Annotated in this window: 18 protein-coding genes; 13 read left to right on the top strand and 5 right to left on the bottom strand. The window is 45.3% G+C overall.

Annotated elements, in window-relative coordinates:
* Positions 1–3: 3 nt before the first annotated feature.
* Complete coding sequence (locus tag MHN02_RS07695) at positions 4–624, bottom strand: TetR/AcrR family transcriptional regulator (protein ID WP_014949985.1); 621 nt, start codon at positions 622–624, stop codon at positions 4–6.
* A gap of 138 nt (positions 625–762) precedes the next feature.
* Here MHN02_RS07695 and MHN02_RS07690 point away from each other — a divergent pair, with 138 nt between their 5' ends.
* From MHN02_RS07690 to MHN02_RS07680, 3 genes are all read left to right on the top strand, one after another.
* On the top strand, positions 763–1,602 hold the full coding sequence (locus tag MHN02_RS07690; RefSeq protein WP_239245377.1) for a crotonase/enoyl-CoA hydratase family protein: 840 nt from the start codon (positions 763–765) through the stop codon (positions 1,600–1,602).
* Between the two features lie 118 nt (positions 1,603–1,720).
* The gene (locus tag MHN02_RS07685) at positions 1,721–3,763 is read left to right on the top strand and encodes an NADPH-dependent 2,4-dienoyl-CoA reductase (RefSeq protein ID WP_049587748.1); all 2,043 of its coding nucleotides are present in this window, start codon (positions 1,721–1,723) and stop codon (positions 3,761–3,763) included.
* 142 nt (positions 3,764–3,905) lie between these two features.
* Positions 3,906–4,265, top strand: a complete 360-nt coding sequence (locus MHN02_RS07680; protein ID WP_239245374.1) for a HopJ type III effector protein — start codon at positions 3,906–3,908, stop codon at positions 4,263–4,265.
* Positions 4,266–4,328: 63 nt separating this feature from the next.
* On the opposite strand, the gene MHN02_RS07675 is transcribed toward MHN02_RS07680, so the two are convergent.
* The 3 genes from MHN02_RS07675 to MHN02_RS07665 form a co-directional block, all read right to left on the bottom strand.
* On the bottom strand, positions 4,329–5,564 hold the full coding sequence (locus MHN02_RS07675; protein WP_239245371.1) for a retropepsin-like aspartic protease: 1,236 nt from the start codon (positions 5,562–5,564) through the stop codon (positions 4,329–4,331).
* Positions 5,561–6,010, bottom strand: a complete 450-nt coding sequence (locus MHN02_RS07670) for a thioesterase family protein (protein WP_014976907.1) — start codon at positions 6,008–6,010, stop codon at positions 5,561–5,563. The genes MHN02_RS07675 and MHN02_RS07670 overlap by 4 nt, the downstream gene beginning before the upstream one ends.
* Before the next feature lie 64 nt (positions 6,011–6,074).
* Positions 6,075–6,785: a hypothetical protein gene (locus tag MHN02_RS07665; protein ID WP_101565118.1), complete on the bottom strand. Its 711-nt coding sequence runs from the start codon at positions 6,783–6,785 to the stop codon at positions 6,075–6,077.
* A 154-nt stretch (positions 6,786–6,939) separates the two neighbouring features.
* Here MHN02_RS07665 and MHN02_RS07660 point away from each other — a divergent pair, with 154 nt between their 5' ends.
* From MHN02_RS07660 to MHN02_RS07630, 7 genes are all read left to right on the top strand, one after another.
* Positions 6,940–7,662 (top strand): elongation factor P hydroxylase, encoded by a 723-nt coding sequence (locus MHN02_RS07660; protein WP_272492346.1) that lies wholly within the window; start codon positions 6,940–6,942, stop codon positions 7,660–7,662.
* A 13-nt stretch (positions 7,663–7,675) separates the two neighbouring features.
* The gene (locus tag MHN02_RS07655) at positions 7,676–8,839 is read left to right on the top strand and encodes an ATP-NAD kinase family protein (protein WP_014949977.1); all 1,164 of its coding nucleotides are present in this window, start codon (positions 7,676–7,678) and stop codon (positions 8,837–8,839) included.
* 96 nt (positions 8,840–8,935) lie between these two features.
* The gene (locus MHN02_RS07650) at positions 8,936–9,229 is read left to right on the top strand and encodes a YfcL family protein (RefSeq protein WP_014949976.1); all 294 of its coding nucleotides are present in this window, start codon (positions 8,936–8,938) and stop codon (positions 9,227–9,229) included.
* A 204-nt stretch (positions 9,230–9,433) separates the two neighbouring features.
* Positions 9,434–12,187 carry a pitrilysin family protein gene (locus MHN02_RS07645; RefSeq protein WP_239245368.1) on the top strand — a complete coding sequence of 918 codons (2,754 nt, stop codon included), beginning with the start codon at positions 9,434–9,436 and terminating at the stop codon, positions 12,185–12,187.
* A gap of 266 nt (positions 12,188–12,453) precedes the next feature.
* Positions 12,454–16,575, top strand: a complete 4,122-nt coding sequence (locus tag MHN02_RS07640; protein WP_239245366.1) for a hybrid sensor histidine kinase/response regulator — start codon at positions 12,454–12,456, stop codon at positions 16,573–16,575.
* A gap of 67 nt (positions 16,576–16,642) precedes the next feature.
* The gene (locus MHN02_RS07635) at positions 16,643–17,950 is read left to right on the top strand and encodes a short-chain fatty acid transporter (protein WP_239245364.1); all 1,308 of its coding nucleotides are present in this window, start codon (positions 16,643–16,645) and stop codon (positions 17,948–17,950) included.
* 82 nt (positions 17,951–18,032) lie between these two features.
* A complete protein-coding gene (locus MHN02_RS07630; RefSeq protein WP_239245362.1) occupies positions 18,033–18,593 on the top strand; it encodes an isochorismatase family protein in 561 nt (186 codons plus the stop codon).
* A gap of 32 nt (positions 18,594–18,625) precedes the next feature.
* On the opposite strand, the gene MHN02_RS07625 is transcribed toward MHN02_RS07630, so the two are convergent.
* Positions 18,626–19,150: a cysteine hydrolase family protein gene (locus tag MHN02_RS07625; RefSeq protein WP_061486098.1), complete on the bottom strand. Its 525-nt coding sequence runs from the start codon at positions 19,148–19,150 to the stop codon at positions 18,626–18,628.
* A gap of 125 nt (positions 19,151–19,275) precedes the next feature.
* Between MHN02_RS07625 and MHN02_RS07620 the strand changes: the two genes are divergently transcribed.
* The 3 genes from MHN02_RS07620 to MHN02_RS07610 all read left to right on the top strand — a co-directional run bounded on the left by MHN02_RS07620 (position 19,276) and on the right by MHN02_RS07610 (position 22,114).
* On the top strand, positions 19,276–20,232 hold the full coding sequence (locus tag MHN02_RS07620) for a helix-turn-helix domain-containing protein (protein WP_239245360.1): 957 nt from the start codon (positions 19,276–19,278) through the stop codon (positions 20,230–20,232).
* An 81-nt stretch (positions 20,233–20,313) separates the two neighbouring features.
* The gene (zigA, locus tag MHN02_RS07615) at positions 20,314–21,516 is read left to right on the top strand and encodes a zinc metallochaperone GTPase ZigA (protein ID WP_171337665.1); all 1,203 of its coding nucleotides are present in this window, start codon (positions 20,314–20,316) and stop codon (positions 21,514–21,516) included.
* A 1-nt stretch (position 21,517) separates the two neighbouring features.
* Positions 21,518–22,114 (top strand): DUF1826 domain-containing protein, encoded by a 597-nt coding sequence (locus tag MHN02_RS07610; protein WP_239245358.1) that lies wholly within the window; start codon positions 21,518–21,520, stop codon positions 22,112–22,114.
* The last annotated feature ends 79 nt before the right edge of the window (positions 22,115–22,193 follow it).

Below are 22,193 nucleotides of genomic sequence, written 5' to 3'. Positions count from 1 at the left end.
AATTCATCCGTTATAAGCATCCATTTGCTTTTGCATAAACAAATCTGCTGCACAATCACACATTTCCTCGATATGACTGCTGTCAGCGTAGATACCATCAATGAGCAATCGTGCGATCCCGTGCAACGTGCCCCAAGTAACCTGTGCGAGTCTCAGCGCATCCTGATTATTCGGGAGAAGCCCTTTATCTTGCCAATAGCGCGTCATCGTCACCTGAAACTGAAAGCAGGGAAATGCAACCTCTTTCAGATCGTTGGTCGCCGCTTGGTTTTGCCAAATTGTGCGACCAAACATCAATTCGTACATCTCTGGGTTGTCGGCAGCGTAGCCAATGTATTCGTGCACAAATTCGCGGAAACGTGCCTGCGGTGTTTTGTCTTCTTGTTCGAAGATTCGTTTAGCTGCGGTATGCCAATCGCTAAAGCCTTTGGCTGCAATGGCGCTTAAAAGCGCACTCTTGTCTTTGAAATGGTGATAGGGCGCAGTACGTGACACTCCGGCATCTTCTGCCAGCTTTCTGAGAGATAAACTATCAACGCCGTATTCAGACAGACGCGCCGTTGCCGCCTCTATCAGTGCGCTGCGCAAGTCGCCGTGATGGTAGCTTTGTACTGCATTAGCCATAAACCCGATGTTTCCATTTTCAAAATTGAGACGAATAGATAACGTTTTATCTTGACACTGTCAACATAGCCTTTTATCTTGACGCTGTCTAGTTTGCAAACTTGTTAACAGGAACAGCCCAAGGAGACAGCGCAAACCATGAAGTACTCTACATTAGAAGTAAAACAAGAGGGTCATATTGCCCACGTAGTACTAAACCGCCCCGACGCAATGAACAGCATGATCCCAGAGTTCTGGACCGAATTGCCAGCGGCTATTCGTGAAATAGACGATGAAGGTAACGCCCGTGTCATTGTTATTTCATCAACGGGTAAGCATTTCTCTGCCGGTATGGACTTATCGGTGTTCCTGAACATGAAAGAAGACTTTAAGGGCGACCCGTCGCGCAGAGCAGAGCGTATGCGCCGTATGGTGATGTTGCTTCAAGATACCTTTACCGCCATAGAGCAGGCACGTATGCCGGTTATTGGTGCCGTGCAGGGCGGGGCAATTGGTGGTGCAGTAGATTTGCTTAGTGCATGCGACATGCGCTATTGCACCCAAGACGCCTTTTTCACCATAAAAGAAACCCAGTTAGGTATGACGGCGGACGTAGGCACACTTCAGCGACTTCCAAAACTCTTTCCCATTGGCATAGTTAAAGAACTGGCTTATACCGGGCGCAACTTTGGTGCCGCAGAAGCGCAGCAACTTGGCTTTGTAAATCAGGTATTTGACGACCAAGAATCATTGCTAGACGCAGTGATGAAAATAGCGCAGCAGATTGCAATGAATTCGCCGTTAGCAGTTTCAGGCACTAAGACTATGATTAACTACGCGGCAGAACACACGGTGGCAGAGAGCTTGACCTATATGGCCACATGGCAAGCGGGCATGTTCCAAATGGAAGATGTGTTTAAAGCCATGGAAGCACAGAAAACCAAAACGCTGCCTGAATATCCGCCATTGCACCCAGCCATTAAGAAAATGAATTCGTAAGTGAATGTAATTCGTTGAATTACATAGCGCCTTCAGAGAAAGAGCGCATTAGATAAGAATATTTAAACAGGCTTTTTAACGGCTTTTACGAAGCCAAAACGACTTTCAGGAATGTATCATGAATCAGACCGTTACCGATCATCCCGTTTACCCTCATTTATTTCGTCCTTTAGACTTAGGCTTTACTACCCTTAAAAACCGCGTGCTAATGGGCTCTATGCATACAGGCTTAGAAGAATTACCCGACGGCCATAAACGTATGGCGGCATTTTATGGTGAACGTGCCAGAGGTGGCGTAGGGCTTATCGTTACAGGTGGTATAGGACCAAACGAAGAGGGCGCTACCCATCCGTCAACGTTTCGTTTAGATACAGACGAAGCGGTTAAAAACCACAAAGAAGTGACTGATGCGGTGCACATTGCTGGCGGTAAAATCTGTATGCAAATTCTGCACACGGGGCGCTATGCGTATAGCCCTAAGCTTGTTGCACCTTCTGCGGTTCAAGCGCCTATTAATCCGTTTAAGCCTAAGGCACTCGAAGCTGACGAAATTGAAAAGCAAGTTAAAGATTTCATTACTGCCGCAACTCAGGCTCAGCGCGCGGGTTATGATGGTGTTGAGATCATGGGGTCTGAAGGCTATTTCCTTAATCAGTTTATTGCAAAGCGCACAAACCACCGTGACGATCAGTGGGGGGGCGAATACGAGAACCGTATCCGTCTGCCTATTGAAGTGGTGCGCCGCGTGCGCGAGGCGGTTGGTAAGAACTTCATCATTATTTATCGCTTATCGATGCTAGACCTAGTGGAAGGTGGCTCTACTTATGATGAAGTTGTGCAGCTTGGCAAAGAAATTGAAAAAGCCGGTGCAACTATCATTAACACCGGCATTGGTTGGCACGAAGCGCGTATTCCAACCATTGCCACTAAAGTACCGCGAGCGGCATTTACGTGGGTTACCGCAAAATTCCGAGAAGCGCTATCAATTCCTGTTATTACATCGAACCGTATCAACACGCCTGAGGTGGCTGAAGAAGTGTTGTCTCGCGGCGATGCTGACATGGTGTCTATGGCACGTCCGTTCTTGGCAGACCCTGATTTTGTGCGCAAAGCCCAGCAAAATAAAGCCGACGAAATTAATACCTGTATTGGCTGTAACCAAGCCTGCCTTGACCATGTTTTCAACGGCAAAATGACTAGCTGTTTGGTAAACCCTCGTGCGTGTCATGAGCTTGAAATTAATATCAAGCCTGCAGAAACCAAAAAGCGTGTTGCAGTGGTAGGTGCGGGCCCAGCTGGATTAGCAGCGGCAGTGACTTCTGCCAAGCGCGGCCACGATGTTGTGATTTACGATGCGTCTAGTGAAATTGGTGGTCAATTTAATATCGCCAAACAAATTCCAGGCAAAGAGGAGTTCTACGAAACGCTGCGTTATTTCAAGCGCCAAATTGAGCTTCATAAAAATATTACCCTTAAACTCAATACTTATGTTGATGCGGCTGCGCTAAACGACGAAGGTTTCGATGAAGTGATGATTGCGACGGGCATTAAGCCGCGCACGCCAGCGATTGAAGGCATTGAGCACGAGAAAGTGCTGACCTATATCGAAGTATTGAAAGAAAAGAAACCCGTTGGCAATAAAGTGGCCATTATCGGAGCTGGTGGTATTGGTTTTGATACCGCTGAGTACTTGTCTCATGGCAAAGAAACGCCAAGCCAAGATATTCCAGCGTTTATGAAAGAGTGGGGCATTGATATGACCTTCTCTGCTCGCGCAGGAATTGAAGGCGTTAAGCCGCAGCCTGAGCCATCGCCAAGAGAGATTTTCCTGTTGCAGCGCAAGACAACCAAAGTTGGCGCGGGTCTAGGCAAAACAACGGGGTGGGCACACCGAGTGGGTCTACTAGCCAAAGGCGTGACCATGATCCCAGGTGTAAGCTACGATAAAATTGATGACGAAGGGCTACATATTACGGTTGATGGTAACAGCCAAGTATTGCCGGTAGACAACATTATCATCTGTGCAGGCCAAGAGCCGATGCGTGATATCGTTGAAGGCTTAAACATGCCTTATCACTTAATTGGTGGTGCTGATGAAGCGTTAGAGCTAGACGCAAAACGGGCCATCGACCAAGGTACGCGCGTGTGCGCTGCGGTTTAACGAGCTAGTAAACCCAACCTTGTTAGCATTATAAGCGCCTCATGAAGAGGCGCTTTTTTCTGTTTATATCAAAAGTGAACCTGTTGTGGTCTTTTGTAAAGACATAGACCTGTTATTATCGTTTTCTTTTTTTGAGATAAACATGGCTTACAGCAGCACCCAAGACTTAGTTCAAGCAGTCACTAATTCCCCATATACTATCGAATTTAACAACGTTATCGCGCTCGTTGATAGCGCGTTTGTTTTCACGCCCACCGCTTTCACTAATGGTGACGTGAAAAACGAAGCCAATCAGAACAATGGCTCTTGCAAACTGCTCGCACTCGGTCAGCACTTAAACCTCAATCAAGCGCAAACCCTAGCCTTATTTGGGCGTTTTTATCGAGAAGATGTACTTAATAACCCTAACGGCGACGACCATGCCAATATCCGCAACTTTATGGAAACGGGCCACGAAGGGGTGGTGTTTGAGACATTTCCTTTAGTTGAATTGCAAAATTAGTACATCGCGCTATAGAGGCTAAAAGGCGAGAGGTGCTAAGCTCTCGCCCTTTCGCAGACTGCATTAATCTCGCTCTGTCAAAATCAACTCACTAGACTGGGGCATTATTGCAAAGTCAAACTGACCTAGAACGTTCATTCCCAACAATCCGTCGGCATCGGGTAGAGCGTCTTCGGGCAGCACGATGGCAGAAACATCGTTGAACTCGTAGCCAGCAAAGTAAAATCGGGGTATTTGTACCAGAGGGGCTTCAATGGTTCCTGACGCGGTTCTAATGTTGAAGTTACCAATGAACGTGAGGTTTCGCATACGGCCTAAACGCGCAAAGAGTCGCGATGATATTGCGGTGGTACTGGCACCCGTATCTAAAATCATGGTGGCTTTTTGGTTAAGCGCCTTTACATCAAGGCGATATTGATCGCCAATGCGCGCTAAGGCTACACGGGTTTGATAACGTGCGGCTTCAGCGCCTGTTGGCTCTATTTCACTTTCGCTAAGCGTGTTATCTGTGTCAGCAATATCGCGCATTTCATAGGCTTTATTGCGAATGATATTCGCGTCTCTGTCGTTTGATGGAAGGGCAGCAAGCACGTCTTCCATTAACGTAAGCTTTTGCTGATAAGCGTACGCTTCAGCCAAATTAAGGGTGTAGTGCCTAGCGTCAGGTATGCGTTGATACAGTGGCTCATTTAATCTGGCAACCAGTTCCCATTGTTCGTCTTGACTTAACTGCGTCTGCGCCTGTTGATACAAAGTGGCAATTTTTGCGTCAATAAATGAGAGAGTTTCAGTTGAAAGAGGCAGTTCGGCCAAGTCGTAGTAGTGCACTATGGCCGTAGAGAGAGGCTTGGTTAACTCAATCAGTTCACCCTCTAGCAACAACAGAGATTCGTTGAGCGGGTCATATTTTAAAAGGTTTGCTAATTCAGTGGCGAGCAACGCGTATTGCTCGTTATTGAGTAGGGTAGTCAGTGACTCTAATTGCTCTTGATTAACGAGTGGTGAAGAGGTGCGTAGATCGTCAAGTGCGTTGGGTGCCGTGTTAGTGCCTGTCATAGGTGAAAAGTTGGCGGGAGAGCGTTTATTGTTGAAGGGCTCAGCTTTTTCGTTTACCTGAGTTTCATCCACCAACTGTGCTTGGGTTTCTAGCTGCTTTTCACTATCTAAACGGTGTTCATAACTGGCCTCTAGTGCATAAGCTTTATCATTGTGCTGCTTTAAACTAAGCCATAGGTAAACGTTTATGCCTAACGACACAATAAGGAAGAGCGAAAGCACTATCGCTAGCCACGTTTTCATTGTGCCACACACGCCTTGCCATAGATGTCCACGAATTGTTTAGGCATTCGCTTTGGGGCACCAGTATCAAGGCTAACACACACGAATGTGGTCATAGCATCAAATACGGTTTTGTTTCGCTTTGGGCAGATAAATTGAAACTGGCGTTTCAAAGTAAGTTTGCTGTCGCAATGCACTATCCATGTAGCGCATTCTAACGTATCTCCAAGATGTGTTGGCAGGTGGTAGTTTAGCTCGTGGCGCTTAATGACCATGCCACGGTTAAGCGATTGATAATCGGCAAACTGCAAGCCAAGCGCGTTTGAATGGGCCCATGCTAGGCTTTCTAACTGCGACAGGTACGCCACATTATTAACGTGCTGATAGTGGTCGATGTGCGTATCATCAATATGCCACTGCTGCACATAGGGGGCGTCTAACATCCAATTAAGCGTTGGGGTGCTCAAATCTTTTCCTTACTCATATTTTTGCTTTAATCTACTCTGCTTCTTCACGTTCAGGCATTGTGCCTCATACCACAGGCAGGGGATTATCTTCAGGTAACGTTAAATCATCGCTTAACAATAATTGCATTATCGCTTTTTCTCTCACCAATACGGGGTCAATAAAGCTCTGCACGTCACCTATCGCTTTAAACGCATCAAACCCTCGTTCCAAAAATTCATGCAATGCGAGTAATCCTGCTAATTTAGCCGGACGACGGGACAGTGAAATTAACATACCTATACCACGAATTTTTATAACGTCTGCGAGTTGATCGCCCAAATGGGAAATTATGTCGATTTGATGCTTTCTATCCTCAATTCTGCCCACATTACGATACGCCAAAGCGTAGTTATCTCGGTTGATAGGTTCTCCGGGAAAATGGCTTTGTAAGTACTGAGCCATCGCCATATCTAAATCGAACGATAGTGCATTTAACGACAATGCGTCGTCCATAGCGTTCATAGCTTTGTCAGGCAATACTTTTGCGAGCTTCGGAATAACTCGCACTAAATCAGCGTCCCGTTGGCTAAAATCTTTTGGCCCGTACAATTCATCTACAAAAAAAGCCATGGCTTTTTGGTAACGTTTTTGCTGTGCTAAATCGTCGTGCGTGACCAGTAAGCGTTCGCATTGCCAATGTTGCAATTGATGAATGATAGGCATTACACCCAACTGATTGGCTAAGTCACGAAGGGCATTGACCCGATGAATATGTTTAATTATCTCTTGCGCCAAATGACAAACTCCCTGTTGAGATAGTGTGGCTAATTCGTTGTTGTAAACCTAGATTGACCTAAGCAAGCGAGCCTTTCAAGTGAGAAGACAAAGTTTTACTGGTATACTCCACCGCCATTGAAATAGCTCTGTTATGTAGAATTTATTAGCCGCCATGAACATCGCAAGTCATCACGCATTGTTTGCCAAGACTGAAACTAAAAATACCGATACTAAAGGCTCAAACGTTGAAAGCCTAAAAAGTGAATATCCGGGCATGCACCGAGAAACGACTACGGGGTCGGATCACTCAGAAGCAGACGTTGATGTACCTGTGTTAATCGCGTTGTTTAATTCGACATTTGAAGATTTTAATACGCGCTTGGTTTTAGGTGATGACGAACCCATTTACATCCCAGCAGACAGCGCAACACCTTATCATCAAGTCGTGTTTGCTCATGGATTTTTTTCAAGCGCTTTGCATGAAATTGCGCACTGGTGTATTGCGGGTGAAAAGCGTCGACTATTAGAAGATTACGGTTACTGGTATTGCCCAGATGGCCGCGATGCATCACAGCAAGCTGACTTCGAAAAAGTAGAAATTAAGCCCCAGGCCATTGAGTGGGCGTTTACAGAAGCAGCAGGAAGAAAGTTTCAGGTAAGCACGGATAACTTAAACGGCGCTGAGCCCGACAGAGAAGGTTTTACGCGAAACGTAGCCGCTCAGCTTGAACGCTATAAATCTGAGGGCTTTCCGCCTCGGGCTGAACAATTTATTAATGCGCTGTCATCTACGTTTGGTAAAGGTAAGTCGTCAGGTTCATGTAGCAGCGTAATAAATAGCACGGTAACAGACACGTCAAAAAATACGCTAAAAGCAAATTGGGTGGCGGGATAGGAGTAGATGCCGAATGAATCATACTGATCTTAGCCAATCAACGTTTGATAACAAACCCAAATTCAAATTGGGTGTTGTGGTAAATCCCTTTGCCGGCATAGGCGGAGCACTCGCGCTTAAAGGCAGCGACGGTGCAGAAATTCGCGAAAAAGCACTGGCTATGGGAGCAGAGAAAAAAGCCAACGAAAAAATGGCGAAAGCGCTCAGCATTCTAGAAGCCTTATCTGGGCAATTTACCGTCGTGACAGCATCGGGCGATATGGGTGAAACAATCTGTGAATCTCTAGGTATTCCTTATGAGGTAATCTACACGGCTGATGCCGTGCAAACCGAGGGCGAAGATTCAGAGCGTGCAGCTAAAGCAATGGTGGACGCCAACGTCGACTTACTGCTTTTTGCCGGTGGCGACGGCACAGCCCGTAATATCTGTAGCGTAGTTGGCACACAGGTGCCCGTGCTAGGTGTGCCTGCAGGTTGCAAAATTCACTCTGGCGTTTACTGCGTGTCGCCGTCAGCGGCAGGGCAGGTAGTAAGTCAGATGATCGCAGGCGAGCTTGTGAGTGAAATGGACGCCGAAGTACGTGATATTGACGAAAACGCGTTTCGCGAGGGCAAAGTTATTGCCAAACACTATGGTGAAATGCGCGTACCCGCAGAGCTCACTTATGTTCAAGCAGTAAAAATGGGCGGGAAAGAGGACGAGGCCTTAGTGCTTGACGACATTGCCGCTTATGTTGGTGAAATTATTGACGATGAGCCTGACACCTATTTTGTCATGGGATCCGGCTCCACCGTAGGTGCGGTCATGGACTTTCTTGGCCTAGAAAATACCTTGTTAGGTGTGGATGTGGTTAAACAAGGTGAGCTAATCGCAAGTGACGTTACTGCGAGCGAACTGATTGCGCTGACTCATGACAAGCCCACTAAAGTCATTTTGACGGTGATCGGTGGTCAGGGCCACATATTAGGTCGCGGAAATCAGCAGCTTAGCCCTGCTTTTATCCGTCAAATTGGCAAGCAGAATATGCTCGTTGTTGCCACTAAACAAAAACTACAGGCATTAAACGGTAAGCCGCTTCGCTTAGACTCAAGCGATGCAACGCTAGACGCTGAACTCGCAGGCGCGTTCACGGTTATCACTGGGTATAAAGATAAAGTACTTTGCCAAGCTGTTTAAAGACGCAGTTTGATACAACACAGCACATGTATAGCCATAAAAAATGAGTTTATCTCGAACTAAGATTTGATATTGAAAAACAGGAAGGAGTAAGACGTGTTACCACCTGCTGCAGCACCAGAAAGTGTCGTTAACGCCATCGCAGATATTGAGGCATCGCTTGATGACGTGGTAAATCACGGTAGTGATGACGAATTGTTTATAGCCAGCTACTTGCAAGGTCACTTTGCAGTAGAGGCTCGCCAGTTAGAAATGCAAGAAGATGCTACGGTTGCGATGCTTAATGATAAAATGCTCGAAAGCCTTAATAGCGCATTCGCCAACAACGAATTAGAAAGTGAAGACGCTAAACAAGTTAAAGCGCTTTGGGCACGGCTAGTCGCAATATAATTGCGACTTTCTTCCTTACTTTTCCCCTATCAATTTTTCTTCGTTCGTCGTTTATCCTCTCTTTTACAATCCGTTACAGTTTTCTGCATCGTAACTCTTTATAAACTACCAAATTGATTTATGTTTAGTATCGGCGTAAAGCCGTTTTGTGGTGCCTGGCACATTTTGGTGTTCAGCACAGATAATAAGATTAAGGATGACGAAATGACTGTACTTAAGCATCTCACCAAGCGCTTAAAAGTAAGTGTAGGTGTGCTGGCAGTAAGTAGTACGCTGGTTGGCTCAGCGTTTGCTAAAAACGATATCAATATCGACTACGAAAAGTTCACTACCGATAATGGGTTAACGGTAATTGTTCATGAAGACCGCAAGGCCCCAGTGGTTGCCGTTGCGGTTTGGTATAAGGTGGGTTCAAAAGACGAACCAAACGGCAAATCAGGGTTTGCGCACCTATTTGAACACTTAATGTTTAACGGCACGGAGAACTATGACGATGAATGGTTTGGGCCGTTACAAGAAGCTGGGGCAACAGGATTAAACGGTACCACAAACTTTGACCGTACTAACTATTTCCAAACCGTTCCGACACCTGCACTAGATCGTATTCTCTGGATGGAATCTGATCGCATGGGGCACTTGTTAGGTGCGGTGACACAAGAGAAATTAGACGAACAGCGTGGCGTTGTACAAAATGAAAAACGTCAGGGCGAAGACCAGCCTTACGGAAGCGTATTCACGCATATTTTTGAAGGCTTATTTCCCATAGGGCATCCTTACCATCATACGGTGATTGGCTCGATGGAAGATCTTAACTCCGCATCGTTAGACGACGTTAAAGGCTGGTTTAACCAATATTACGGACCGAATAACGCAATACTGGTGCTAAGCGGCGATATTAACGCAGAAGAAGCCAAACCTCTGGTTAACAAGTACTTCGCTGATATTGAGCCGGGCCCAGCACTGTCTAAATGGGAAGCATGGGTACCCAAGCGCAATGCAAATACCCGAGAAGTGATTCAAGACAAGGTGCCACAATCGCGCATTTACCGCCTTTGGGTTTCACCTGAAAATACCTCTTCAACCGCAACCGATTTGTTCATTGCCGCGAGTGTCATGGGCGATGGTAAAAACTCACGCCTTTACAAAGAACTGGTGTACGACCAACAAATTGCTACCAATGCCTCGGTGTTTAACTACGAGCTACAAATGGCGTCTATTTTTGGTGTGACGGTTGACGTAAAAGACGGCGTTGACGTTGCGACAGTGGAAAAAGAAATAGATAAAGTCATTGGCGAGTTTTTGCGTAAAGGTCCAAGCAAAGACGAAGTTAAATTGGTGTCGACTAAGCGACGTGCTTCAATTATTCGCGGGCTTGAAGAGGTTGGGGGCTTTGGCGGTAAAGCCGATACGCTTGCTAGTGGTGAGTTCATTGCTGGCGACCCTAACTACTTCAAAACTGAATTGAGTGAGTTAGGACAGGCTACTCCTAAAGGGGTTAAAGCGGCTGCGAATAAATGGCTAAAAGAAGGGTGGCATCAAATCACGGTTGTTCCGTTTATTGAGCACACAGCATCTACCGAAGGCGTTGACCGCAGCTCTGGCTTGCCTTCAATCGATGCAGAGACTCAACTGAGCTTTCCTGAGGTGACAGAAACTACGCTTTCTAACGGTGTAAAGGTAGTATTTGCAAAACGCTCTACGGTTCCATTGGTGAATGTTGCGGTGCAATTCGACGCAGGTTACGCTGCTGATGCGGGTGGCAAGTTAGGACTTGCGAGCTTCACCACACAGATGCTTGACGAAGGCGCGGGAAAATATGACGCGCTGGAGCTTGCGGCAGAGCTTGAGCAGTTGGGTACTGATTTAAACGCCGGCTCAAACCTAGATACCACCACAGTTACCATGTCAATGTTAACAGAGAACATGGAGCCTTCTTTGGCGCTGATGGGGGATATCTTGAAATCACCAACGTTCAAAGAGGAAGAGATTGAACGTCAACGAGCGCTTATATTAAGTAATATTGCACAGCAAAAAACGCGCCCTGTAAGTATTGCACTTACGTTACTTCCGCCTCTTATTTATGGTGAAGGCCATGCGTACGGTATTCCGTTTACCGGTACCGGAACAGAACAAGACGTACAAGCGATTACGCGAGATGACCTTGTTAACTTTAAAAATACGTGGCTACGCCCAGACAATGCGACAATTTTTGTTGTTGGTGACACCACGTTAGGTGCCATTAAACCCATGCTTGAGAAAGAGTTTGGCAAATGGAAGGTAGAAGGTAGCAAAGGTGCGAAGCAAATTGCTGAAGCGTCAATGCCTGAGCAAGGCCAAGCGATTATTATCGACCGCCCTGGTGCACAACAGTCGCTTATTCTGGCTGCACATTTAGCGCCACCAACAGGGGCTGACAACAATATTGCAATTAATGCCATGAATTTAACCTTAGGTGGTGCTTTTACTGCTCGCGTTAATATGAACCTGCGTGAAGATAAAAGCTGGTCTTATGGCGCGTACACCTTCCTGCAAGATGCTAGGGGACAGCGCCCGTTTATGGTTTATGCGCCGGTGCAAACCGATAAAACAGGTCCATCACTGCTTGAGCTTAAGAAAGAGCTTAACGCTTACTTAGGTGAAAAGCCGCCAATGGCGAATGAACTTGAAAGGGCGCGGTTAGACGAAGTTCGCTCTTTGCCAGGTCAATTTGAGACGGCTAACGCGGTATTGTATAGCTTACTGTCGAGTGAAAGATTTAACAGACAATATAGCTACCCAGAGTCTTTGGTCGAGAAATACAACAGCTTGTCTTTAGACGATTTGAGTAACGCGGCGAAAGAAGTGCTGCACCCAGAGAAATTAACCTGGATAATCATCGGAGATGCCGAGAAGATTAAAGCAGAAGTTGAAGCGGCTCAGCTCGGGCCTGTTAGCGTGCAAAGCATGAATTCACTGTAGTTGGTAAATAATTAACCAAGAGAAAAAGGGCCGATATCATTTTCGGCCCTTTTTTATGTGACAAATGCGTCTTTTGTAGAATAGATTGCGTTCAATAGATGCTTTATGGTTAAGAAAGTTTAATTTAATGTCTTGATTCCACTTTGAAGAATGCCTTCTTTGCGAGCATAACAAATCCTGTACTTGCACCAGTGCGCTTGTTTGCAATAGCTCTTCTCTGCCTGTTTTATATTCCCTGTGTTTATCCATCTAATGCAGACAAGCTGATGAATGAGTATTCGGTTGAGCTTTTAACTGCCGAAGATGGCTTCGTCTCATCAGAGATTTATTCCATTATCCAAGATCGCCAAGGCTTTTTGTGGTTTGGTACTGCCGAAAACGGTGTAATGCGTTACGACGGTCGTAGAGTTACGTTGTTTGAGTCTGACAGCGATCCTAGCCAAGGGCTATCACACAACGACGCTGGCAATTTGATGTTGGATGCAGAGGGCAATATATGGATTGGAACGTGGGGAGGTGGAGTTAACAAGTACGACCCAACAACAGGTCGCTATTCTCGTTACTTGAATGATCCAGACGACCCTCGCTCCATATCTTCAAACCGAATCCAATCACTCTTCCACGATAAAACGGGCCAAATTTGGCTAGGTTCGTATGATCAAGGTTTAAATCGTTTTCTAGGAAATGGGGAATTCGAAAGGGTTCAGAAGAAAAGCAATGAGGACCACAGTCTGTCTCATAATCGCATTTGGGACATTATGGATAATAATGACAACAGCCTGTGGGTAGCCACCAGTTTTGGCTTGAACTTGCTTGACAAAAGAACTCTCACCGCCAAACACTTCTTTCCCGACCCTGATAATCGTACTGCAACAGGAGCCAATGAAATACGTAGCTTGCTGCGTACGTCGTCAAGCCAATTCTATGTGGCGACTCAGGAAGGCCCTTTTCTTTTCTTTCCAAGTTCAGGCGTGTTCCTTGCACAAACTACGCGAGACGGCAAAGCATTAGGCCAAGTGAACTCAATGATTGAAGATCACGAAGGGTGCATTTGGTTTGTGACCACCACGGGTCTTTATAGACATACAGGTGAGGGAAATTATGTAGAGAAGATGGACTTCGGCTATGACAACGGACTTCGCATAATATATGAAGACCACACTAAAACAAAATGGGTAACCAGTGAAGTTCACGGCATATTTAAACTATCTCCTCGCCGTAAAATCAAGCAGATCAACAGTGACTCATTGGTTTCACCCAGTGGCATTGAGCTAGATACCTTCAAAAATAGTGGCGATGTATTGATTGCTACAGCAAATGCTGAAATTTATACATGGAAAGTGAAAGAGCAAATACTCCAAAAGGAATTTGACTCGGTATTTAAAGAAGAAAGTGAATATTCAAATAGGGGAGTTATAGAACGACCTATTATTGTCCCCGATAAAGACGGCAATATTTGGGTGGCACAAGACAACTTTATTGCACGTGTTAACAGAAAGAATGGAAATGTAAGTCGCTTAGAATATCCCAGAGAAGACAGCAAGTATCGCCAATTCAGAGAGTTCAGAGCGTTAGCGTTAGATAACGAAGATAATGTATGGATAGGTACCTACAAGCATGGTGTTTATATATACAACGTGCAATCTGGCGTCTTTAGGCATCTTTCAACGACTGACGGTTTAGCTCACCCAGAGATTCACGCCATTGTAAATGACTCTCAAGGAAATATGTGGATTGGCACTGGAAGTGGCGTAAATTTATGGTCCATTCAGGACAATACTTTCACTCAGATTGAATATAATAAAGATCACAATGCAGGTCTGTTGGGCAGCATCGTCGAAGATATTCATGAGACCAAAAACGGCCAAATTTGGATTGCAACCCAACGGGGGTTGAACCTTTATAAGCCTGAATCGAAATCCTTCGAGTGGTTTGGGGAGCAGAAAGGGTTGCCCGCTACCTTAGTAAGAGCGATTGCAGACGGCGACGAGGGCCAGCTCTGGCTTACCACGAATAAAGGGATCTTTCTTTTTAATCCGGCTACTGAAAGTGCCATTAATTACACTAGCACTGCCGGGGCTGTAAGTCAGAATTTCTATTCAAACAGTTTACTTAGAGCCACTAACAACACGTTCTTTACCAGTAGCCAGCGAGGTATTGAATACTTTGAGTATGTGCCAGGACAGTCTGAGTTGGTCGATTCTAAAATTGTGCTAACTGGCTTCAACAAAATGGGCGAAGCAGTAAGCCTTGATAAGCCACTATCCTACGTTACGGATATTAATCTTTCCTACGAAGACTATTTCTTCTCATTAGACTTTGCTCTTCTAGACTTCTCTGATCCCAAGCGTTCGCATTTTTCCTACAAATTAGAAGGGTACGATGAACAGTGGATTGATATCGGAAATCACAACAACGTTTCATTTACTAACCTAAATGGCGGCACCTATACATTGCTGGTCAAAGCAATGAAGCCCAATGGTGAATGGGGCAATGAAGTCATGTCGGTTAATTTGCATGTAGCAGCAGCTCCTTGGAAAACATGGTGGGCATACAGCATTTACATTGCGTTTTTACTCGGCATTGTTCTGATGATCATTTATTTAAGAACCCACTTACAGCAAACAGAAATTACCAAGCAGAAGCGCTTTGTTCAGGCGCTAGAGCAACAAGTTTCAGAAAAAACAGCTTCGTTGAAAGCACAGGCCAACGATTTGAAAAAGGCGCTGGAACAAGCCGAAGAAGCAACCAAGTTGAAGTCTGAATTCCTTGCAAATATGAGCCATGAAATTAGAACGCCAATGAACGGCGTGATAGGGATGCTGGGTCTGCTTAAGAAAAGCAACCTAACTACTGAGCAATCACAGCGCGTCAACATCGCAAGCTCAAGCGCTAATTCTCTACTGGCCCTGATTAATGATATTTTGGATTTCTCTAAAATAGAAGCGGATAAGCTCGAGATTGAGTCCGTCGAATTTGATGTAAGGGAATTGATTGAGAGCATTGCTCAATCGGTCGCGCATTTAGCGCAAGAAAAAGGGCTGGATGTTGTTGTAGATTTGTCAAAGGTCAGTGAGTCGAAAATAAACTCAGATCCCAGCCGAATTCAACAAATCCTCACAAACCTTTTAAGTAACGCCGTTAAATTTACCGAGCAGGGAGAGCTCTCTGTCACGGCAGAATTGCTTCCTACTAACAATCAGAATACTGCGCTTATGCACATTGCGGTGGCAGATACGGGCATTGGTATTCCCGCGTCAAAACTACCTCACTTGTTCGATGCGTTTACACAGGTCGACGCTTCTACAACTAGACGCTATGGCGGAACAGGGCTTGGGTTGAGCATTACCAAAAAGCTATGCCAATTGTTAGGAGGAGACATAAGTGTTACCACCGAGCTTGGCAAAGGCAGCCGTTTTGATGTGACATGCGAAATTCGCTACGCCGAGCAACGCAACGCTGTGCGCCCTCAACTTGCTAAACAAGACATGTGTTGCCTGATTATTGACGACAATGCTTCAACAAGACGTGCCATGCAAAGCCAGCTGAAACTTTGGGGACTGCTTACGCTGACCGCATCTTCGATTGAGGAAGCGATTAGCTTATATTTGAAAGACAGCGAGCAAGAGGTACCGGCAATACCCATTGATGTTGTATTTCTGGAGAAAGCAGAAGAGGAGGAGTTTTCACAACACTTCGGCCAGATACTTTTAAATAACCCCAGAACAAAACATACGCGTTTGGTATTAATGACACAGCTAAGCGACATGGAGAGCTCTGTTGTCTATGGCGGAGTAGACGTTGATGAGAGTCTTCCTAAGCCACTGACCTCTTCAGATTTAATTCGAATTGTAGAGGAATCAGTAAATACATCTGACTATGAAGCTAAACCACGCTTTAAAAAACGGGAGGATGATCCGGTTCATATTATCGAAGGCAACACTCAGCACGTTCAATCACCTGAAGAAAACGCAAAGTCCACCTCTGATGATAATGCTTATCGAATCTTGTTAGTAGAAGACAATGCCATTAATCAAATAGTGGCCACCAATGTTCTAGAAAGCGAAGGGTATGTGGTTGACGTTGCCAACAACGGTGTAGAAGCGTTAGAACTGTTAAAAAGCAGCAAGCTAAAGGCGCATTACAGCGCAATTGTCATGGATTGCCAAATGCCGGAAATGGACGGGTTCGAAGCAACCAAGCTTATTCGATATGGTGCAGCCGGCGAAGTTTACAAACGTGTACCCATCATAGCGATGACGGCGAATGCTATGCAGGGCGACAAAGATATGTGCATGAAAGCCGGTATGGATGATTTCCTCACCAAACCCATAGAGCACAATAAAGTAACTTCAACATTACAGCACTGGCTCAACAAAGTTAATTAGACCCTCGCCAACGGGGAAATAAACGCGTTAATATGCAACAAGTTTTTAACATGTTGTGAGAGCGTTAATGCTAAACCGAGCATCAAAACCCTTCGTCAAACTCGTCGAACGATATCTTCCTGACCCCTACATTTTCGTTTTATTACTCACCCTAATTACGTTTGCGTTTGCAGTGGTCATTCAAAATCAGTCTCCACTTACAACTATTCAACAGTGGGGTGACGGATTTTGGGGGCTGCTCACATTTTCAATGCAAATGCTCTTAGTGCTAGTCACTGGGTTTATGCTAGCATGCACGCCATTAGTAAAAGCTTTACTTGAGAGGCTTGCGAGCTTAGCAAAAAGCCCTGGGAGCGCCATTGTGCTGGTCACGTTGGTGTCGCTTATCGCAAGCTGGATAAACTGGGGCTTTGGTCTTGTTGTGGGCGCGTTGTTTGCTAAAGCCTTAGCAAGAAAAGTGTCGGTTGATTATCGGTTATTGGTGGCAAGCGCGTACTCAGGCTTTATTGTATGGCATGGCGGTTTAGCGGGCTCTGTGCCCTTAACTATTGCAACGCCGGGTCATTTTTCAGAAGCACAAATTGGCGTAGTTGGCACTGGAGAGACTATTTTCAGTGGGTTTAATTTGCTGTTATTGGCAATCATGTTCGTGATTATTCCTCTTGTTAATCGTTTAATGTTACCGCCTGAATCTGAAAGCATTATTGTCGATAGCGCCAAGCTAAAAGACGACGCTTTGCCTTCGGCAATAAACGAGCGGCCCGCCGACAAACTTGAAAACAGCAAGGTGCTTGGGTTACTCGTAGGCTTTGCAGGGCTTGCTTATCTCACTAATTACTTTGTTTCAGGGGGCGGGCTTAATCTCAATATCGTTTATACGCTATTTCTTTTTCTCGCTATTGTCCTTCACGGTACACCCCGCAATGTACTGCACAGCCTGCAGCAAGCCGTTCAGGGCGGTAGTGGTATTGTTATACAGTTCCCATTTTATGCAGGGATCATGGCGGTTATGGTTCAATCAGGATTGGCCCAAACCATGTCAGAGTGGCTGATTAGCTTTGCATCTGCAGAGTCGCTGCCAGTATGGAGTTTTATTAGCGCAGGCATTGTTAATATCTTTGTGCCGTCGGGTGGAGGGCAGTGGGCAGTGCAAGCCCCAGTAATCTTGCCTGCTGCCGCTGAACTTGGAGCCGAAATAAATAGAGTTGCCATGGCGGTAGCGTGGGGTGATGCGTGGACCAATTTGATTCAGCCATTTTGGGCGCTACCCGTACTTGCCATAGCCGGCCTGAAAGCCAAAGACATTATGGGCTTTTGCTTAGTTCAGCTTATCGTAACCGGTGTCATTATTTCCTTGGTATTGCGGTTTGTGTGAGGATTTCGAGAGCAATTTAATGCCGTAAAACAAAGCGAAAAGAGCCGAATGTGAAGCCACAACTTAAATACAAGCGGTGTGAATGATGCATTTAGACGAAGAAAAGGTAGGGTTGTTGATCGTAGATGTTCAGGGCGCGCTGGCTCGAAAAGTCAATGATAGCCAGACAATGATCTGCAAAACGGTGAAGTTAATACAGTGTTGTAAATTGCTCAATATTCCCGTAGTTGTACTTGAGCAAAATCCTGATGGCTTGGGGAGAACGGTCCCTGAAATTGAAACTCATGTCGCAAGCGATCCTCATTTTAAGAAATTTACTTTTAACGCAGTATTGGGTACTGAGCAGTGCTCGTCCGAAATACTGGCGTACATTGGTGAAATGGAATTAAGTCGATGGCTGGTTGTGGGAATTGAAGCGCACGTATGCGTTTATCAAACGGTAACGGGTTTATTGGAAAATAATCACACTGTGGAAGTAATACAGGACTGCATTTCTTCAAGAGAGTCTTCCAATACTGTGCTCGCCATCCAAAATATGCGTGAGCAGGGCGCACGGATCAGCAGTTTTGAGATGACACTTTTTGGCCTTTTAAAATCATGCCAACATCCAAAATTCCGAGAAGTGTTAGCGCTCATCAAGTAGTCGAACAACGTGATGAGCGAAACAAGTCGGAGCTAAGCGAATGCGGTTTCTATCGATACAATGTCAATACCACGCACTTGCATAGAATCCAGCGCCAATAGATGACCAATGGCGTCACGCGTGCAGGTGCAAGGTTCAATGACTTTGGGGGAATACTTGGCAGCAGCTGGTGATAATGCTGTGTGAGTTACGCAGTTGTGCGTCATCATACCTGCAAGAAGAATTTCATCCACGCCCAATGACTGTAAGGTTTCTTCTAAATTGGTGTTCTCAAAACAATCGGCGTGTTGCTTTGTGATGATTGGCGCATCCGGGGCAGCGGCTATCACCTCTTTATGAATTTCAGCGCCATGAGATCCTTCATAGAAAAACAACCCTTCTCCGGCCTCAACAGGCACAAGGTGCTGTATGTGAATAATCGGAATGCTCTTTTCCTTTGCAATAGCCATCGCTTTAAGTGTTTCTTGCATCGCAAGCTCTGGTTTGTGTAAAGGATACTTCCCTTCAGGAAAGTAATCGTTTTGAATATCTATAACAATAAGTGCTTGTTTAACCACGGTCTTACCCTCTTTTTCCAAGAAATAGTCTCTAGCACGGTTTAAGTTGTGCTTACTCGATATTGACTATTTTGCAGATTTTCACGTGTAATAGAGAGTGACGATAATGACAAAAAGCGCGCCAAATGCGACAGCGTTCACAGAACGACAATGAAACGATGAAAGAAATAAAAATAGCAGTAATAAACTATCCAACCGCAAGCCAATCTGCGCTTTACGGCATCGTTGAGATGTTAGAGTTAGCAAATACGATGTGTGAGCAAATCAACGCTGATGTGGCATTTAGCGCGAGTATTTACAAAGCGGAACAGTTGAATTCAAATGCACTAGTTGATGTCGTCATCTTGCCGCCAAGCATGAGTGAAACATTTTTTGAGCATGACTTCACATCACTCATTAACTATATGGAAGTCATGCAGTCCCAAGGTGCATTGCTCGCATCTGCTTGCGTAGGTGCATTTATTCTAGGCAAAGGGGGCTTTTTAGATAACAAAGTGTGTACTACACACTGGCAAATTGCCGATCACTTCATGGCAGCCTTTCCCACAGCAAAACTAGATGCTAAGGCTATCGTGGTAAACGGGGAGGGCGTAATAACAGCTGGCGGGAGAATGGCGTGGATTGATCTTGTGTTTGAAATCATATCGACCTTAAGTTCACCCACCATTGCCTTGAATCTTTCTAAAGAGATGGTGGTGGATACAGGTTACAGAGAGCAAGGCTTTTATCACCAGTTTTCACCTAAAAAAGATCATGGCGATGCTCTCGTTGTTAAAGCGCAAAATTACTTGGCAAATCATTACAGTCAGCCAATTTCTCTTAGCGATTTAGCCAGCCACACTTTCGTTAGTCAGCGAACCTTACAGCGAAGATTTACGCAAGCGTTAGGTATGTCAGTCATCGACTATCTGCAGAAGCTGAGACTTCATCATGCTTGTCAGCAAATTGAAGTATCTACGCGTAGCATTGCTGATATTGCATTCAACGTGGGCTATCAAAACGTCAATGCATTTAGGAAGATATTCCGTAAAGAGTATGGGCTTAGTCCGGTGGAATACCGCAAGCGTTTTGCAATAAATTAATCATATCGTTATTTTCATTTCAATTGTTATGTTATAACATTTATTAAATTCGATATTTAAAGTGAAACTTAGCGAGTCGTTATGTCAATTCAAACTCAGCTTCCCGTTACCGTACTTTCGGGCTTTTTAGGCGCCGGTAAGACCACGGTTCTAAACCATATTCTGAATAATCGTGATGGATTAAGAGTAGCCGTCATTGTTAACGATATGAGTGAAATCAATATCGATGCTGCTACGGTGAAAAATGAAGTTAGCTTTAATCGAGCCGAAGAAAAGCTAGTTGAAATGAGCAATGGCTGTATTTGCTGCACGTTGCGAGAAGATTTGCTTGAAGAGATAGAGCGTTTAGCGCATGAAGGTAAATACGATTATCTGGTAATAGAGTCTACAGGTATTTCGGAACCTTTGCCTGTAGCTGAGACCTTTACGTTTGCCGATGAAGACGGTAAAAGCTTGTCGGAAATATCACGCCTCGATTCGATGGTTACCGTTGTCGATGCATTGAATTTTCTTAAAGACTATGACGAAGCTAAGTTTCTCAACGAAGTGGGTGAGAGCTTGGGGGAGGAAGACGAGCGAAGTGTGGCAGACTTGTTGGTCGAACAAGTGGAATTTGCTGATATATTGCTAATAAGCAAAACCGACTTAGTCTCTGAACAAGAGTTGGCGCGGCTTAAAAGTATTCTGCAAACCCTCAACACCGAGGCTATTCAAGTTCCTATCGAGCATGGAAAAGTGCCCCTCGACAAAGTGCTGAACACAGGGCGGTTTAGCTTCGAGCGTGCTCAGCAGTCGCCTGGTTGGCTGAAAGAAATGCGTGGCGAGCACGTACCAGAGACTGAAGAGTTTGGTATAAGCAGCTTTTCGTACGAAGCGCGACGTCCGTTCGATCCGCAGAAGTTTTATGATTTTATTCATAGTAAAGACATTGCAGGTAAGTTAATTCGTTCAAAAGGCTTCTTCTGGCTGGCAACACGCCCTCAATTAGCTGGCAGCTGGAGCCAAGCTGGCGGTATGGCGAGATATGGGGCCGCTGGGCTGTTTTGGAAAGCCGTACCCAAAGAGCAGTGGCCTGAAGACCCTGAATACCTTAAAGCGATTGAAGAACAATGGATGGAGCCCTTCGGTGACATGCGTCAAGAACTGGTGTTCATTGGACAAGGGCTTAATAAAAACGACATTATCGAGCGGTTAGATAGTTGCTTGTTAACAGACGAACAGCTTATTCAAGGTCATCATGTTTGGGCTGAAATGCCTGACCCATTTCCTGCTTGGGAGCACTAATATGCAGGCGTTACAAGACCACATTACTTCCTTTGAACACAGTGACTCTTGGCGTTCAAGCGCCGATGCGATGGTGTTGGGCGATATCTTTGAAAAAGGGATAAGCGTTGCGTTATGGACAAGGCCTGAAGTACCACTTGTCACGCAATATTATGTCGACGTTTTTAAATCATTAGGAATGGGGATTCGCGGTGTTTTCTCTTTAACATCACTGAAAGAGGAAATCGCAAAGCTTTTACCTGATGGAAGAAATAGTGCCGGAAAGCAGGCTGCCATTGACGATATTTATTTGCTGTCTGACATGCTCACCACGCTATTTGACTGTGACAGTGTGGGCGTAAGGTTAGTGCCCCTTTCATCAGCAATGTGCCCAAGCTTTCATGTGGACAATATTCCTGTTCGGTTGGTGAATACCTATTTGGGCGAAGGAACAGAGTGGCTACCGAAAGAAAGTGTGGTTACACGCCCAATGATTGGTCTTAACGACGCGAATACACAAGGGCTTACTAAGAATAGGTTGGGCCAGCATTATCGAGAGAGCAGCGTTAGGCAAATGAACGCGTTTGATGTGGGTTTACTTGAATTAGTCTCGACTTAATCTGACACTTCTTCTTGAAAAGATGAGAGTTACCCGTTTTGATAAAGGTGTCGAATCTTTAATCAAAACAAAATAGGTA

It is taken from the genome of Alteromonas sp. CNT1-28 (assembly GCF_022348345.1).
GTDB classification, from domain to species: Bacteria; Pseudomonadota; Gammaproteobacteria; order Enterobacterales; family Alteromonadaceae; genus Alteromonas; species Alteromonas macleodii.
This window is presented reverse-complemented; position numbering and strand designations above follow the sequence as displayed.

What these genes read in the sequence shown, in the direction of transcription:
- MHN02_RS07695 (WP_014949985.1), bottom strand. Translation starts at nt 624, where the DNA reads ATGGCTAATGCAGTACAAAGCTACCATCACGGCGACTTGCGCAGCGCA.
- MHN02_RS07690 (WP_239245377.1), top strand. Translation starts at nt 763, where the DNA reads ATGAAGTACTCTACATTAGAAGTAAAACAAGAGGGTCATATTGCCCAC.
- MHN02_RS07685 (WP_049587748.1), top strand. Translation starts at nt 1,721, where the DNA reads ATGAATCAGACCGTTACCGATCATCCCGTTTACCCTCATTTATTTCGT.
- MHN02_RS07680 (WP_239245374.1), top strand. Translation starts at nt 3,906, where the DNA reads ATGGCTTACAGCAGCACCCAAGACTTAGTTCAAGCAGTCACTAATTCC.
- MHN02_RS07675 (WP_239245371.1), bottom strand. Translation starts at nt 5,564, where the DNA reads ATGAAAACGTGGCTAGCGATAGTGCTTTCGCTCTTCCTTATTGTGTCG.
- MHN02_RS07660 (WP_272492346.1), top strand. Translation starts at nt 6,940, where the DNA reads ATGAACATCGCAAGTCATCACGCATTGTTTGCCAAGACTGAAACTAAA.
- MHN02_RS07655 (WP_014949977.1), top strand. Translation starts at nt 7,676, where the DNA reads ATGAATCATACTGATCTTAGCCAATCAACGTTTGATAACAAACCCAAA.
- MHN02_RS07645 (WP_239245368.1), top strand. Translation starts at nt 9,434, where the DNA reads ATGACTGTACTTAAGCATCTCACCAAGCGCTTAAAAGTAAGTGTAGGT.
- MHN02_RS07640 (WP_239245366.1), top strand. Translation starts at nt 12,454, where the DNA reads ATGAATGAGTATTCGGTTGAGCTTTTAACTGCCGAAGATGGCTTCGTC.
- MHN02_RS07635 (WP_239245364.1), top strand. Translation starts at nt 16,643, where the DNA reads ATGCTAAACCGAGCATCAAAACCCTTCGTCAAACTCGTCGAACGATAT.
- MHN02_RS07630 (WP_239245362.1), top strand. Translation starts at nt 18,033, where the DNA reads ATGATGCATTTAGACGAAGAAAAGGTAGGGTTGTTGATCGTAGATGTT.
- MHN02_RS07620 (WP_239245360.1), top strand. Translation starts at nt 19,276, where the DNA reads ATGCGACAGCGTTCACAGAACGACAATGAAACGATGAAAGAAATAAAA.
- zigA (WP_171337665.1), top strand. Translation starts at nt 20,314, where the DNA reads ATGTCAATTCAAACTCAGCTTCCCGTTACCGTACTTTCGGGCTTTTTA.
- MHN02_RS07610 (WP_239245358.1), top strand. Translation starts at nt 21,518, where the DNA reads ATGCAGGCGTTACAAGACCACATTACTTCCTTTGAACACAGTGACTCT.